General features: G+C 64.1%; 14 protein-coding genes. 4 read left to right on the top strand and 10 right to left on the bottom strand.

All coding sequences use genetic code 11. The features are described from left to right. The first annotated feature begins 134 nt into the window (after positions 1-134). From MesoLj_RS00780 to MesoLj_RS00765, 4 genes are all read left to right on the top strand, one after another. On the top strand, positions 135-1,133 hold the full coding sequence (locus MesoLj_RS00780) for an ABC transporter ATP-binding protein (protein ID WP_202324757.1): 999 nt from the start codon (positions 135-137) through the stop codon (positions 1,131-1,133). Beyond that, complete coding sequence (locus tag MesoLj_RS00775; protein ID WP_202324756.1) at positions 1,130-2,098, top strand: ABC transporter permease; 969 nt, start codon at positions 1,130-1,132, stop codon at positions 2,096-2,098. The genes MesoLj_RS00780 and MesoLj_RS00775 overlap by 4 nt, the downstream gene beginning before the upstream one ends. After that, entirely contained in the window at positions 2,088-2,903 is an 816-nt protein-coding gene (locus tag MesoLj_RS00770; RefSeq protein WP_056569667.1) for an ABC transporter permease, read from the top strand. Before MesoLj_RS00775 ends, MesoLj_RS00770 begins: the two co-directional genes overlap by 11 nt. A gap of 103 nt (positions 2,904-3,006) precedes the next feature. Further along, a complete protein-coding gene (locus MesoLj_RS00765) occupies positions 3,007-4,434 on the top strand; it encodes a gamma-aminobutyraldehyde dehydrogenase (RefSeq protein ID WP_202324755.1) in 1,428 nt (475 codons plus the stop codon). Positions 4,435-4,701: 267 nt separating this feature from the next. Here the strand turns inward: MesoLj_RS00765 and MesoLj_RS00760 are convergent, their stop codons facing one another. From MesoLj_RS00760 to MesoLj_RS00715, 10 genes are all read right to left on the bottom strand, one after another. Further along, the gene (locus MesoLj_RS00760) at positions 4,702-5,016 is read right to left on the bottom strand and encodes a hypothetical protein (protein WP_023775764.1); all 315 of its coding nucleotides are present in this window, start codon (positions 5,014-5,016) and stop codon (positions 4,702-4,704) included. A gap of 7 nt (positions 5,017-5,023) precedes the next feature. Continuing rightward, positions 5,024-5,386 (bottom strand): nuclear transport factor 2 family protein, encoded by a 363-nt coding sequence (locus MesoLj_RS00755; protein WP_056570412.1) that lies wholly within the window; start codon positions 5,384-5,386, stop codon positions 5,024-5,026. Positions 5,387-5,467: 81 nt separating this feature from the next. Next, complete coding sequence (locus MesoLj_RS00750) at positions 5,468-5,947, bottom strand: carboxymuconolactone decarboxylase family protein (RefSeq protein WP_140769843.1); 480 nt, start codon at positions 5,945-5,947, stop codon at positions 5,468-5,470. A 108-nt stretch (positions 5,948-6,055) separates the two neighbouring features. Next, on the bottom strand, positions 6,056-7,609 hold the full coding sequence (locus MesoLj_RS00745; RefSeq protein WP_202324754.1) for an alpha/beta fold hydrolase: 1,554 nt from the start codon (positions 7,607-7,609) through the stop codon (positions 6,056-6,058). Between the two features lie 112 nt (positions 7,610-7,721). Continuing rightward, positions 7,722-8,030 carry a formate dehydrogenase subunit delta gene (locus tag MesoLj_RS00740; protein ID WP_140769839.1) on the bottom strand — a complete coding sequence of 103 codons (309 nt, stop codon included), beginning with the start codon at positions 8,028-8,030 and terminating at the stop codon, positions 7,722-7,724. Beyond that, positions 8,020-8,850 (bottom strand): formate dehydrogenase accessory sulfurtransferase FdhD, encoded by an 831-nt coding sequence (gene fdhD / locus MesoLj_RS00735; RefSeq protein WP_202324753.1) that lies wholly within the window; start codon positions 8,848-8,850, stop codon positions 8,020-8,022. The genes MesoLj_RS00740 and fdhD overlap by 11 nt, the downstream gene beginning before the upstream one ends. 2 nt (positions 8,851-8,852) lie before the next feature. Then, positions 8,853-11,765 carry a formate dehydrogenase subunit alpha gene (gene fdhF / locus MesoLj_RS00730; RefSeq protein ID WP_140769835.1) on the bottom strand — a complete coding sequence of 971 codons (2,913 nt, stop codon included), beginning with the start codon at positions 11,763-11,765 and terminating at the stop codon, positions 8,853-8,855. A gap of 10 nt (positions 11,766-11,775) precedes the next feature. After that, positions 11,776-13,332: a formate dehydrogenase beta subunit gene (locus tag MesoLj_RS00725; RefSeq protein ID WP_202324752.1), complete on the bottom strand. Its 1,557-nt coding sequence runs from the start codon at positions 13,330-13,332 to the stop codon at positions 11,776-11,778. Continuing rightward, the gene (locus MesoLj_RS00720) at positions 13,329-13,808 is read right to left on the bottom strand and encodes a formate dehydrogenase subunit gamma (RefSeq protein WP_056569689.1); all 480 of its coding nucleotides are present in this window, start codon (positions 13,806-13,808) and stop codon (positions 13,329-13,331) included. The genes MesoLj_RS00725 and MesoLj_RS00720 overlap by 4 nt, the downstream gene beginning before the upstream one ends. 135 nt (positions 13,809-13,943) lie before the next feature. Beyond that, positions 13,944-14,843 carry a LysR family transcriptional regulator gene (locus MesoLj_RS00715; protein WP_202324751.1) on the bottom strand — a complete coding sequence of 300 codons (900 nt, stop codon included), beginning with the start codon at positions 14,841-14,843 and terminating at the stop codon, positions 13,944-13,946. Between the last annotated feature and the right edge of the window lie 123 nt (positions 14,844-14,966).

Raw genomic sequence — 14,966 nt, 5'->3', positions numbered from 1 at the left:
CCATCACCCCCACCCGCGGCTTCGCCGCGACCTCCCCCATCGAGGGGGAGGTGAAGCGGCGTGCGAATTTCGCGATCCTGGCCAGATTTGTAGCGGAGGATGATTTTGATAAACCGGCAACAGACTGACAGCCCATGACCTCTGCCGTCTCCTTCCAGAAAGTTTCGCGCCATTTCGGCAGCGTTCGCGCTGTCGACGCGGTCGATCTCGACATAACGCCGGGCGAGTTCTTCGCCATGCTTGGCCCGTCGGGTTCGGGCAAGACGACATGCCTGCGCCTGATCGCCGGTTTCGAACAGCCGAGTGCCGGCTCGATCTCGATCTTCGGCGAGCGTGCAGAGGGTGTTCCGCCCTACCGCCGCAACGTCAACACCGTCTTCCAGGACTATGCGCTGTTCCCGCACCTCAATGTGCTGGACAACGTCGCCTATGGGCTGATGGTCAAGGGCGTCGGCAAGGCCGAGCGCCACAAGGCGGCCGAGGAAGCGCTGTCGCTGGTGCGGCTTCCGGGCTACGGCGCCCGCCGGCCCGGCCAGCTTTCCGGCGGCCAGCGCCAGCGCGTCGCGCTGGCCCGCGCGCTGGTCAACCAGCCCAAGGTACTGCTGCTTGATGAGCCGCTAGGCGCGCTCGACCTCAAGCTGCGCGAGAACATGCAGGAAGAGCTGAAATCGCTGCAGAAGGCGCTTGGCATCACCTTCGTCTTCGTCACCCACGACCAAGGCGAGGCACTGTCGATGGCGGACCGCGTAGCCGTCTTCAACGATGGCAGGATCATGCAGATCGGCACGCCGGAGGATATCTATCAGCGGCCGAGAACCCGTTTCGTCGCCGATTTCGTCGGCTCCTCCAACGTGCTGCCGCCGGACTTCGTCCAGCGCTATTCCGGCCAGCATCGCTGGGGCAGCCTGCGGCCCGAATCCATTCGCGTCGGCCGTGCCGCAAGCGGCGAAGGGGTTGCCGCCCGCCTCGTCTCGACCAACTATCTCGGCGCCACCACCAGGCTGGCGCTCGATGCCGACGGATTGAAGTTGCATGCCGTCGTGCCGGCCGGCACTGCCCTGCCGGCGGAAGGCGAGGCGGTGGTGCTCACCTTCAACCGCGAGCACCTGCATCTGATGGACGAACCGGCATGAGCGTCGAGGCCACCATGCCGCGCGCCACGGCCCCCGCGATCCTGCCGGGCAGCGGCGGCATGCGCGGTGCGCTGTCGGACCTGTTCTGGCGCCGGCCGCAACTGCTTCTGCTCCTCATGCTGCTGCCACCGGTGCTGTGGCTCGGCATCGTCTATATAGGCTCGCTCTTCGCGCTCTTGGCACAGAGCTTTTTCTCCATCGACGAGTACTCCGGCCTCATCAACCGCCAGTTCACGCTGAAGACCTATGGCGACCTGTTCCAGGCCGCCAATCTCGACATCATCCTGCGCACGGTGACCATGGCGGCACTCGTCACGCTGGCCTCGGCCGTCGTCGCCTTTCCGATCGCCTACTATGCGGCGCGCTATGCACGCGGCCGCTGGAAGGCGCTGTTCTATCTCGGCGTCATGCTGCCGCTGTGGTCGAGCTACCTGGTCAAGATCTACGCGTGGAAGCTGATCCTGGCCAAGGAAGGCATCCTCACCTGGCTGCTCGCCAAGCTGCATTTGCTGTGGGTACTCGATGCCTGGCTGTCGCTGCCGGTTGTCGGCGGCAACTCGCTGTCGGTGTCGTTCACCGGCACCTTCATCGTCTTCGTCTATGTCTGGCTGCCCTTCATGATCCTGCCGGTTCAGGCGGCACTCGAGCGCGTGCCCGGCAATCTGGTCGAGGCCTCGTCCGATCTCGGCGCTTCGCCGGGGCAGACCTTCCGCAATGTTTTGTTCCCGCTGGCGCTGCCCGGCATCGTCGCCGGCTCGATCTTCACTTTCTCGCTGACGCTGGGCGATTACATCATCCCGCAGATCATCGGCACCTCGCGCCTGTTCATCGGCCAGGCCGTGTATTCGCAGCAAGGCACGGCCGGCAACATCCCGCTCGCCGCCGCCTTCACCGTGGTGCCCATCGTCATCATGGGCTTCTACCTCTGGGGCGCCAAGCGCATGGGGGCTTTCGATGCGCTCTGATCGTGGTCAATCCGCTCCGCTCGGCCTGAAGATCGCTGCAGCCTGCGGCCTGCTCTTCCTGCATTTGCCGATCCTGCTGATCTTCGTCTACGCCTTCACCACCGAGGAGAAGAGCTTCGTCTGGCCGCCGCCTGGGCTGACCACGCAGTGGTTCGCCGTCACCTGGAACCGGCCTGACGTCTGGGAGGCGCTGTCGCTGTCGGTACGCGTCGCCGCCATCTCGACAGCGATCGCACTTGTGCTCGGCACGCTGTGTGCCGCCGCGGTGTCGCGCACGAGATTCTTCGGCCGCGAAACCATTTCGCTTTTGGTCATCCTGCCGATCGCGCTGCCCGGCATCATCACCGGCATCGCGCTGCGCTCGGCCTTTGCGCTGGCCGACATTCCCTTCTCGTTCTGGACGATCGTGCTCGGCCACGCCACCTTCTGCGTCGTCGTGGTCTACAACAACGCTGTCGCCCGCTTCCGCCGCACCTCCGGCTCGATGATCGAGGCCTCGATGGATCTCGGCGCCGATGGTTTCCAGACCTTCCGCCATGTCGTGCTGCCCAACATCGCCACCGCGCTGCTTGCCGGCGGCATGCTGGCCTTCGCGCTGTCCTTCGATGAGGTCATCGTCACCACCTTCACCGCCGGCCAGCAGCAAACCGTGCCGATCTGGATGCTGGAGGAACTGATCCGTCCGCGCCAGCGTCCGGTCACCAATGTCGTGGCCATGGTCGTCGTGCTGGTGACGCTGTTGCCCATCCTGTTTGCCTACTACCTGACCCGCGACGGTGATCAGATCGCCGGTTCGGGCAAATGAGAACAGTGAGTAGTGAGTAGGGAAATCCACAGCCGGAGCCTGCTCATCACTGACTACCAACTACTCACTATTCACTACTCACTTCTGTTCAAGGAGAAACCCAATGGACACCCAGATGCTGATCGGCTCGAAGTTCGAGAAGGGCGCCGAGACCGAGGAGCCGATCCTCAATCCGAAGACAGGGGCGACCATTCTCAACCTGCCCGAGGCCAGCCAGGCGCAGATCGAGGTGGCGGTCAGTGCCGCCGAACAAGCGTTCGTCTTGTGGTCGCGCACCACGCCGGCGCAGCGCTCCGGCTATCTGCTGAGGATCGCAGACCGCATCGAGGCCGAGGCCAAGGAGTTCGCCACGCTCGAGGCGCTGAACTGCGGCAAACCGATCAATGCCGTGCTCAATGACGAGATCCCGGCGATCGTCGACTGCTACCGCTTCTTTGCCGGCGCGGTGCGTTCGATGCCGGGCGTTGTCGCAGGCGAATATCTGCCTGGCCACACCTCGATGGTCCGGCGCGACCCGATCGGCATCGTCGCCTCCATCGCGCCCTGGAATTACCCGCTGATGATGATGGCCTGGAAACTGGCGCCGGCGATCGCTGGCGGCAACACGGTCGTCTTCAAGCCATCGGAGCAGACGCCGCTGACCGCCCTGAAGCTGGCGAAGATCCTGGCCGAGATCCTGCCCGAAGGTGTCGTCAATGTCGTGCTCGGCCGTGGCGACAGCGTCGGCAACACGCTGATCAACCACCCCAAGGTCAACATGATCTCGATCACCGGTGACGTCGCCACCGGCAAGAAGGTGCTGCAGGCCGCCGCCAAGTCGGTCAAGCGCACCCATCTCGAGCTTGGCGGCAAGGCGCCGGTCATCGTCTTCGACGACGCCGATCTTGGCGCCGTGGTCAATGGCTTGCGCGCCTTCGGCTATTACAATGCCGGCCAGGATTGCACCGCCGCCTGCCGCATCTATGCCGGGAAGAAGATCTACGACAAGCTTGTCGCCGATCTGTCCTCGGCGGTGTCGACCATCAAGTACAATTTGCCCGACGATACCCAGAACGAGATCGGGCCGCTGATCTCGCGCCGTCAGCGCGATCGCGTGTCGAGCTTCGTCGAGCGCGCCTCGGAGCTGAAGCACATCGAGATCACCACCGGCGGCAAGCCGGGCGAGGGCAGCGGTTTCTACTATCAGCCGACCGTCGTCGCCGGCGCGCTGCAGGAAGACGAGATCGTGCGCCGCGAAGTCTTCGGCCCGGTCGTCTCGGTCACCCGGTTCTCGGAAGTCGACGAGGCGGTGAACTGGGCCAATGACAGCGACTACGGCCTGGCCTCGTCGGTGTGGACGAAGGATGTCTCGCGCGCCATGGCGACGGCCGCCCGCCTGCAATATGGCTGCACCTGGATCAACACCCACTTCATGCTGACCAACGAGATGCCGCATGGCGGCCTCAAGCAGTCCGGCTACGGCAAGGACATGTCGCTCTATGCGCTGGAAGACTACACCGCCGTGCGCCATGTGATGGTGGCACACGGGTGAGAAGCGGTCCGCGTAGCGGACGAAAAGCCAATTGCTTGGCTTTTCGAGCTTCGAACGCCCTGAGCCTGCGAAGGGCCGGGAGGCGGCCATTTTCCCTTCTCCCCTTGTGGGAGAAGGTGGATCGGCGCGCAGCGCCGAGCCGGATGAGGGGTGTTCCAGCTTGGCGCCAGCTTACCCCTCACCCGGATTGCCAACCGATTTGTGAAGGACAAATCGGGGCAATCCGACCTCTCCCACAAGGGGAGAGGTAAGACCGCTGCGCAGCCGCTACTCGACAATACGATAGATGTTCCACAGGCTGGTGCCTGACACGACATAGGGCTCCATCTCCTTACCCCATTTGGCGTGTGCGTCGATCTTGCCGATCTTGGCGAAGAACGCCTCCAGTTGGGCCAGGCTCTCGACTTGGTGATGGGATTCGACCGTCGCCTCCCGCGCACCGATCGAGCCGGTCATGATCTGGAACTGGAGGTCGGCGAGACCGACCTGTGAGCCAATCTCGCGTTCCCATTTCTTCAGCAATTCGAGCACGGTCTGCTTGTGGCCGAATTTGGCGTCGATCTGCCATCTGGCGCTGAACATGGCGGCCTCACTCGTCCCAGGCCTGCACGACCGTCTGCCGTGCGATCTGCCCGTTCTTCAGTTCCAGCATCGCCGCGGCGAACACTTTTGTGCCGTCCGGATAGGCGCAGGCCTGGGTGAAGGCGAGGCTGTTGCCGTCGGCGATCGTTGTATCGACCTTGTGGGTCATTGCCCGGCTGCAGATATCGTCCCAGAAGGTGGTGATCGCCGCGCGCCCACGGATTTCGCGCGGTTTGCTCGGCGGGTTGTTGCGGTCGATCACCCGCACCAGCGCGTCATCGGCATAGAAGCTCGACAGCATCTTGCCGTCACGGGTTTCGATCGCCTTCTTGATGGCCGCGCCATCCACGGCTTGGGTCTTGGTCAGCATTTTATCCTCCATGGCCCGTCTTCACGATCGGGCGGTTGACGTTCGCAAGTCTGCCCGGCGCTTATCGGCGGGCAGCGTCTTTCACTGCGACTTCGCCTTGACGGCCGCGAAGACGTCGTCGGTCTGCTTCTTGAAAGTGGCGAGATCGACCTGGCTGCCATTGAGCATCGTCGACCAATGGCGAACGATCGCCGCCATGGCGATCGCTTCCTTGATCTCCTCGTCGCTCGCGCCGTTGAGCTTGGCCGCCTCGGTGTGGAAATAGATGCAGTACTGGCAGGGGATCTGCGAGGCCACCGCAAGGCCCATCAGCTCCTTGGTCTTGCCGTCGAGCGCGGTCTTGGGGTTGAGCTGCACCCCCTTGATCTCGGCCCAGGCGCCGGCGACCGCGACGTCAGGCAGTGTCTTGAACATGTCCGGCACCGAGCCGAGCGTCGCCTGGATGTCCTTGTAGGCGGCTGTCGCCGATGCATCCTCGGCCTTTGCTGGAGCGATCGCGGACAGCGCGCCAATGCCTGCCGCGATCACAAATGATCTGACATTCAGTTTTGACTTGAGCATTTCATCCTCCGTTCGCAGCGCCTTCCCGGCGGCATCCGCCCGGCCTGCATGGGGGAAATTGATACGCCTGCATCGGCATGCCCGCTTCGCCCGAAAGCGCCATGGCCCTCATGGCCCGTCCGGGCCAGTGTGCCTGACGGAAAATGCCGCCGCCGCGGCTCGCGATGGCAGGTCGAGTTTCAGCAATATGTTGGCGACGTGGCGCTTGACCGTGTGCTCGCTCAGCCTGAGTTCGGCCGCGATCGCGGCATTGCTCTTGCCGTCGGCAATCAAATTCACCACCTCGCTCTCGCGCGCCGTCAGGCAGGCCGGCTCGGTCGCCTTGGCCTTTGGGCGGCAAGCCGGTTCCAGATGCTGTTCGGACATCGCCAGGACAAGCGCCAGCGGCTCGTCCAGTTCGTCGATGCCGATGCGGCCGGCGTCGGTGAAATGGAGCCCTGACCCGGCGGCCAGGTCGGCGACAAGCCGCGACGCCAATATGTCGCCGCGCCCGGCATGCGTGGCGAGGTGCATCGTCACGCGGCCCGTCAATCCGGTCGGTGGCCCGCGCAACTCGATCTCGCCGACATGCGCCCCTTGGGCGCTCGCCACGCCGATCTGCTGCGCCGCCTCGCGCAACGACGCCGCGCAACGCAAGGCGCGCCCTGGCCCATCGAAGCGCGAAATCATCGTTTCGCCATGCATGTCCACGCAGCGCCCGCCATGGCGCCCGACAAGCGTCCGCCAGGTTTCCTGGAAACGCTCACAGCGTTCGCTCCACATTCGGTCGCCAAGCCGCGCCGTGTCGTAGATGCGTGTCACAAGAAGCGCGGCCAGAACGCGTTCGGCTTCCGCCACGGCGCACGCGCCGGTCAGGAACTCCTCGATCAGGTCGGCCACCCGGTCGACATCGCCGGTCCAGATCGGATGGTCGCGTCCCGGGATTTCGGTCAGCCGCGCATTCGGGATCTTCCTGGCCAGGAAGCGGCTGGCGTCGGGATCGACCCGGGCATCGTTGCGGCGATGGATCAGCAGCGTTGGCGCGCTGATTGCCGCCAGCACGCCGCGCACGTCGATCTCCGCGTTCATCCGCGCCAGTGCCGCAGCTGCTGTCGGGCTCGCCGACAAGCGCTCGAAGCGCGCCCACCAGGTTGAAAAACGGGTGTCATCCACCCGTCCCGGCGCGAAACTGGGCAAGGTGGCGCCGGTGCCCCAGGCCGTTTCGGCCGTTGCGATGAAGGCATCGAGGCGTTCGGGTGGCATCACCCATTTGTGGAAATGTGCATAGCCGCCATAGAGCGCCAGCGCCCGCGTCCGTTCCGGATAGGTGGCGGCGAACAGCATTGCCATCGGCGCGCCTTCGGAAGCGCCAAGCAGTGCCGCCCGGCCGCTGCCGGCCGCGTCCATCACCGCGCGCACATCATCCATGCGTATCTCAAGGCTGGGCAAGTGATGGACATCGACACGATCGGAAAGACCCGTGCCGCGCTTGTCGAACAGGATCAGCCGCGAGAATGCCGACAGCCGCCTCAAGAGCCTGGTATAGCCCTCGTCTTCCCAATGCAGGTCGAGATTGGAAATGAAGCCCGGCACGAAAACGAGATCAAGTGATCCCTGGCCGACCACCTGATAGGCGATCCGCACCTCGCCACTGAGGGCATATCGGGTCTCGATCGGCCTCACGAGTTCTTCCGCCCGGCCTGACGATTTCTGATCGTCAAACATAGCAGAGCCGCATCGATAGCGGCAGCTCAAACTTTAGCGAAAGGAAATATAAGTCCGTGCGGTCCGGAGGCTACTTTTGCGAGGCAGCAACGTCGGCTGGGGAGGGTTTCAGTCCGAGCTTGAGATCGGCATCGGCCGGCGAGATCGGGCGCTTGATCCTGGCGGATGCGGCCACGACGAGTTCGTCGAAGCCTTCGCCGCTGTCCAGCAACTCGAAGAACTGCCGCCGCATCCTGGGCTCCCAGAACTTGTTGATATGCTCGGCGACGCCCGCAACGCCTTCCTCGCGCGGCCGCGAATGAAAAAAGGTCGCGATCTGGTTGGCCATGCGCACCAGCTTTTCGCTCGTGCTCGTGATGTGGTCTTCGTCATGCGACATGCTGGGCGGCTCCATAGATCACCCGGTCGGGGTGGGTGAAAACATCGAAATCGTCGCCGCGCACCAGCGCCACCAACGTCATGCCCGCCTCCTGCGCGGTGCGGATGGCAAGCGCGGTCGGAGCCGAGACGGCAATGATGAAGCCCGAGCCGATCGCCGCCGTCTTCTGCACCATCTCGACCGAGACGCGCGACGTCACCACCACGGCGCCCGACGTGCCGTCGATGCCGGCTTTGGCCAACGCACCGGCCAGCTTGTCCAGCGCATTGTGGCGGCCGACATCCTCGCGTGCCATCACGACGCCCTTGCCCGGGATGTAGAAGCCGGCGGCATGCACGGCTCCGGTTTCCGTGTGCAGCGGCTGCACCTTCGACAACAGCTTGACGGAGCGCACGATGTCGTCGGCATCAAGAGTAAGTTTTGACGCACCAACGGCATCAACCGATCGCATTGCTTCCTCGATGGATTCAATGCCGCACAAACCGCAGCCGACCGGCCCGGCAAGCCTGCGGCGCCGCGCCTCGAAGCGCGTATTGGCGAGGTCTTTCAGCCGGATCTGGATGTCGATGCCGGCGCCATGATCCTCGACCTCGATCGCTTCGATCTCTTCAGGGGAGGCAATGATGCCTTCGGTCAGCGAGAAGCCGAGCGCGAAATCCTCGAAGTCCGCCGGGCTTGCCATCATCACCGCATGCGTGGTGCCGGCGAAGGAGAATGCCACCGGCGTCTCCTCCGGCACCATGCGGTTGGCCGCAACCGTGCCGCTGGCGCGGTGCGCCAGCCGCGATATCTCAGTCGTTGCTTTGCGGCGCGCGGCCAAGGTTACTCTGCCGCTTGCAGCGAGGCGATGCGGCGGCTGTTTTTTGCCTGTTCATCGTACTCGCGTTGCCATTCCGACGGCCCGTTGGAGGCGCCGACCTGCACCGCCGTCACCTTGTATTCCGGACAGTTGGTCGCCCAGTCGGAGAAGTCGGTGGTAATGACGTTGGCCTGCGTGTCGGGATGGTGGAACGTCGTGTAGACCACGCCCGGCGACACCCGGTCGGTGATCAGCGCACGCAGCGTCGTTTCGCCGGAGCGGCTGGTCAGCCGCACCCAGTCGCCATCGCGCAGGCCGCGGTTCTCGGCATCGTGCGGATGGATCTCCAGCCGGTCTTCCGAGTGCCACATGACGTTGTCGGTGCGCCGCGTCTGCGCGCCGACATTGTACTGGCTGAGGATGCGGCCGGTGGTCAAAAGCAGCGGGAAGCGCGGGCCGGTTCTCTCGTCCGTCGCCACATATTCGGTGCGGATGAACTTGCCCTTGCCGCGCACGAAGCTGTCGACATGCATGATCGGCGTGCCGAGCGGAGCCTTCTCGTTGCAGGGCCATTGCACCGACCCGACACGGTCGAGCAACTCGAAGGAGACGCCGGCGAAGCTCGGCGTCGTCTTGGCGATTTCGTCCATGATCTCGGAGGGATGCTGGTAGTTCCAGTCGAGCCCGATCGCGCGGGCGAGCTCCTGCGTTGCTTCCCAGTCGGCGTAGCGTGCCTTCGGCTCCAGCACCTTGCGCACCATGTTGATGCGGCGCTCGGCATTGGTGAAGGTTCCGTCCTTCTCAAGGAAGGTCGAGCCCGGCAGGAAGACATGCGCGTAGTTCGCCGTCTCGTTCAGGAACAGGTCGTGCACGACCACGCATTCCATCGCTGCAAGGCCGGCGGCGACATGCTTGGTGTCGGGATCGGACTGCAGGATGTCCTCGCCCTGGATGTAGATGCCCTTGAACGAGCCGTCGACGGCGGCATCCAGCATGTTGGGGATGCGCAGGCCAGGTTCGTCGTCGAGCTTCACGCCCCACAGGCTTTCATAGATGTCGCGCACGGCTTCGCCGGAGATATGGCGATAGCCCGGCAGTTCGTGCGGGAAGGAGCCCATGTCGCACGAGCCCTGCACGTTGTTCTGGCCACGCAGCGGGTTCACCCCCACGCCTGGGCGGCCAATATTGCCTGTCGCCATCGCAAGGTTGGCGATCGCCATGACGGTGGTCGAGCCCTGGCTGTGCTCGGTGACGCCGAGGCCGTAATAGATCGCGCCATTGCCGCCCTTGGCGTAGAGCCGGGCAGCGCCACGGATCAACTCGGGATCGACGCCGGAAAGCTTGCCGACGGTTTCCGGGCTGTTTTCCGGCAAGGCGACGAACGACGCCCAGTCCTGGAACTCCGTCCAGTCGCAGCGTTCGCGGATGAAGGCTTCGTTGAACAGACCTTCGGTGACGATGACATGGGCCAGCGCCGTCAGCACCGCGACATTGGTGCCGGGCTTCAGCGGCAGATGATAATCCGCTTCGATATGTGCCGATTTCACCATTTCGGTGCGACGCGGATCGAGCACGATCAGCTTGGCGCCCTGGCGCAGGCGCTTCTTCAGCCGCGAGGCGAAGACCGGATGGGCGGAAGCCGGATTGGCGCCGATGATGACGGCGACGTCGGTGAACTCGACGGAATCGAAATCCTGCGTGCCGGCCGAGGTGCCATAGGTCTGGCCGAGCCCATAGCCGGTCGGCGAATGGCAGACACGCGCGCAGGTGTCGACATTGTTGTTGCGGAAGCCCTGCCGGACCATCTTCTGCACGAGATAGGTCTCTTCGTTCGTGCAGCGCGACGAGGTGATACCGCCGATCGCGGTGCGTCCATATTGGTACTGGATCCGGCGGAATTCCTTGGCCGTATGGGCGATCGCCTCTTCCCAACTCACTTCACGCCAGGGATCGCTGACCTTTTCCCGGATCATCGGCGACAGGATGCGGTCCTTGTGGGTGGCGTAGCCATAGGCAAAACGGCCCTTCACGCAGGAATGGCCATGGTTCGCCTTGCCATCCTTGTAGGGCATCATGCGGATGACTTCGTCGCCCTTCACCTCGGCCTTGAACGAGCAGCCGACGCCGCAATAGGCGCAGGTGGTGACGGCGGAGCGCTCGGGCATGCCTTTCTCGAGCACTGTCTTCTCGCGCAACGCATCGGTCGGGCAGGCCTGCACGCAGGCGCCGCAGGACACGCATTCGGAGGCGATGAAGTCCTCGTGCATGCCGGCAACCATGCGCGACTCGAAACCGCGGCCCTCGATCGTCAGCGCGAAGGTGCCTTGCACCTCCTCGCAGGCGCGCACGCAGCGCGAGCAGACGATGCACTGCGCCGGATCATAGGTAAAATAGGGGTTGGATTCGTCGCGGGCGATGTAATCGACCGCCAGCGAACCATGGCCGGGCGCCACGCCGTCTTCCTGCTTGACGTGGTTGCGGCCCTCGATGCCGTAGCGGTTCTCGGTCAGGCCGACCGACTTCGCCACCGCGTCGAACTCGCTGGCGCCGGTTCCGGCCTTCTCGTTCCAGCCGGTCGGATGGTCGGAGACATAGAGTTCCATGACGCCGCGGCGGATCGCGTCGAGCCGGTCGGACTGCGTGCGCACCACCATGCCTTCGCCGACCGGTGTCGTGCAGGACGCCGGAGTGCCGCCGCGCCCTTCAATCTCGACCAGGCAGACACGGCAGGAGCCGAACGAGTCCAGCATGTCGGTGGCGCAGAGCTTCGGGATCTCAACCCCGCCTTCCATCGCCGCCCGCATGATCGACGTGCCTTCCGGCACGCTGATGCTGCGGCCGTCCACGATCAGCGTGACCTGCTTTTGCGCCTTCGATTCCGGGGTCCCGTAGTCGAGTTCTTCGATGAGTGTCGGGAAGTCGGCCTTGATGTTCATCTGCCAGCTCCTATTCAGCAGCCACGCGCGCAGGCGCGGGCTTGAAATCCTCGGGGAAATGGGTGATCGAGCTCATCACCGGGTAGGGCGTGAAACCACCCAGCGCGCAGAGCGATCCGAACTTCATCGTGTTGCAGAGATCGGTGACCAGAGCTAGGTTCTTTTCCGGCTCGATGCCGGCGGCGAGCCTGTCGATGGTCTCCACCCCACGCGTCGAGCCGATGCGGCAGGGCGTGCACTTGCCGCAGCTTTCGATAGCGCAGAACTCCATGGCGAAGCGCGCCTGCTTCAGCATGTCGGCCGTATCGTCGAACACGGTGATACCGGCATGTCCGATCAGCCCGTCCTTGGCGGCAAAGGCTTCATAGTCGAAGGCGGTGTCGAACAGCGAGCGCGGGAAATAGGCGCCGAGCGGGCCACCGACCTGCACCGCCTTCACCGGCCGGCCAGTGGCGGTGCCGCCGCCGATATCGTCGACGATCTCGCCCAGCGTCAGGCCGAAGGCCGTCTCGAACAGGCCGCCATGCTTGACGTTGCCGGCGATCTGGATCGGGATCGTGCCGCGCGAGCGGCCCATGCCGAAATCCTTGTAGAAGGCCGCGCCCTTGTCCATGATGATAGGGACGGAAGCCAGCGAGATGACATTGTTGATCACCGTCGGCTTGCCGAACAGGCCCTGGATCGCCGGCAGCGGCGGCTTGGCGCGCACGACGCCGCGCTTGCCTTCGAGGCTGTTGAGCAGCGAGGTTTCCTCGCCGCAGACATAGGCGCCGGCGCCGACGCGGATTTCCATGTCGAAGGCGTTGGGCGAACCCAGCACGTTGACGCCGAGCACGCCTGCCTTGCGGGCGATCTTGACGGCCTTGTTCATCGTCGCCACCGCATGCGGATATTCCGAGCGGATATAGACGAAACCCTTGGTCGCGCCGGTCGCGACACCGGCGATCGTTATGCCCTCGATCAGCACGAAGGGATCGCCCTCCATGATCATGCGGTCGGCGAAGGTGGCGCTGTCGCCTTCATCGGCGTTGCAGACGATGTATTTTTGGTCACCCGCCGTATCCAGCACCGTCTTCCATTTGATGCCGGTGGGGAAACCCGCGCCGCCACGGCCGCGCAGGCCTGATTCGGTAACCTGCTTGACGACATCGGCGGGCGCCATGGCCACCGCGTTCTGCAGGCCTTTCAGCCCGCCGAGCGACTTGTAGGCGTCGAGCGACAGCGGATCGTTGATGCCGCAGCGCGCAAAGGTCAGCCTGGTCTGTTTGGCCAGGAAGGGAATCTTGTCCGGCGCGCCCAGCCAGCGCTTGTGATGGCCGCCGGTGAGGAAGCCGCTATCGAACAGGCTCTTGACGTCCGACGGCTTGACTGGCCCGTAGGCGACACGGCCGCTGGCGGTCGCCACCTCGACCATGGGCTCGAGGAAATAGGCGCCGCGCGACCCGTTGCGCACGATCTTGGCCTCGATGCCACGCTCGGCGAGTTCAGCGCGAATGGCGTTGGCGACCTTTTCAGCGCCGAGCGCCAGCGCGCCGGAATCGCCGGGAATGTAGATGCGGGGGATCATGAGCGCACCTCGGCAACGATCTCGTCGATCTTGTCGTCATCGAGCCGCCCGATCACCTCGCCGTCCAGCATCGCCGACGGCGAACAGGCGCAAAGCCCGAGGCAATAGACCGGCTCGAGCGTGACCGATCCATCGCGGGTGGTCTCATGGAAATCGATGCCGAGCAGCTGCTTGACCCTGGCGGCCACGGCATCCGAACCCATCGACTGGCAGGCTTCCGCCTGGCACAGCTTGAGCACGTGGCGGCCTGCCGGCCGCGCACGGAAGTCATGATAGAAGGTCACGACGCCGTGCACCTCGGCCCTGGACAGGTTCAGTTCATCGGCGATGACGGGTACGGCGTCCTGCGGCACATGCCCGAACTCTTCCTGGATGCCGTGGAGGATCGGCAGCAGCGGGCCTTCGAGGCCTTTCAGCTCGTGGATGATCGCGGCCGTGCGCGATACGATCTCGGTACTTGCAGGCTGCATCGTCATGCAGCGCCCTCCCTGGTCGGTAGCGTTCTAGCGCTAAGTCGTTACAAAAACAGAGGAAACTCGCGAAATCAATAAAGCTGATCCGTTGCTTGATAGAAATCTTCTATCGAACACGTTCAGCCCCTTGTCTCTAAACTAGCGATGGGCGCGGAAATCGTCTGCCAGCGCCATTGCCTCGTCCAGCAGCGCCTGCACCAGCGGTGTGTGCGGTTCACGCGGCGCGGCCACCAGGCCGACCGTGTGGCTGGCATCCGGGTCGACGATCGGAATGGCCCGGATCGGTTCCGAAAAGCCGAATGTTTCCGCGAGGTTGAGCGGCATGATCGACGACCATTTGCCGGTGCGGATATGCGAGAACAGCACGATCATCGAATTGGATTCGAGCGTCGGCCGCACCTGAACGCCGGCCTCGGCCAGATGCTGGTCGATGAGGCGGCGGTTCTGCATGTCGGGCGTCAGGAGGCACAGCGGCAACTGGCTGATCTCGGCCCATGACACTTTGTCGCGATCCGAATAAGGGTTGCCTATGGCTGTGATCAATTGATAGCGCTCGTCGTAGAGCGGCACGCTGGTCACCCGTCCAAGCGGTTCGTTGTCGAGATAGGTGATGCCGGCGTCGATGTCGAAATTGCCGAGCAACGACAGCACCTCGATCGAAGTGCGCGACAACACCGAGAAGGTGACGCCCGGGTGCTTTTCGCGAAACGGCGTCGTCAGCCGCGCCACCATGGCGAGCGCGGTCGGAATGGCGGCAATGCGGATGCGGCCGGAAAGGCCGTGGCGAGCCGCCCGCATCTCCTCGCGCATGGTCCTCGAATCGCCGACGATGCGGCGCGCCCAGACCAGCACCTGCTTGCCCTCCGGCGTCAGCCCCTGGAAACGCGACCCGCGATTGACCAGCATGACACCGAGCTGCCCCTCCAGCTGTTTGATGCCGGCCGACAGGGTCGGCTGGGTCACGCCACATGCTTCCGCCGCCCGGCCGAAATGCTCTTCCTTGGCCAGCGCGATGAAGAATTCGAGTTTGTCGATCATGCCATCCTTTCGGTCGTCACGCACAGGCTCGGGGAAATTGTCCTTTGCCGCAAGCGATATGCGCAATCGTTCCGCATCCACATCTTTCAGCCGGCTTACTGTTTCCCGCGGCATCGCGCGGCG

The sequence above is a fragment of the Mesorhizobium sp. 113-3-9 genome, from assembly GCF_016756515.1.
Taxonomy (GTDB): Bacteria; Pseudomonadota; Alphaproteobacteria; order Rhizobiales; family Rhizobiaceae; genus Mesorhizobium.
The sequence above is the reverse complement of the archived record's forward strand: the minus strand, read 5'-3'. Positions and strand labels throughout refer to the sequence as shown.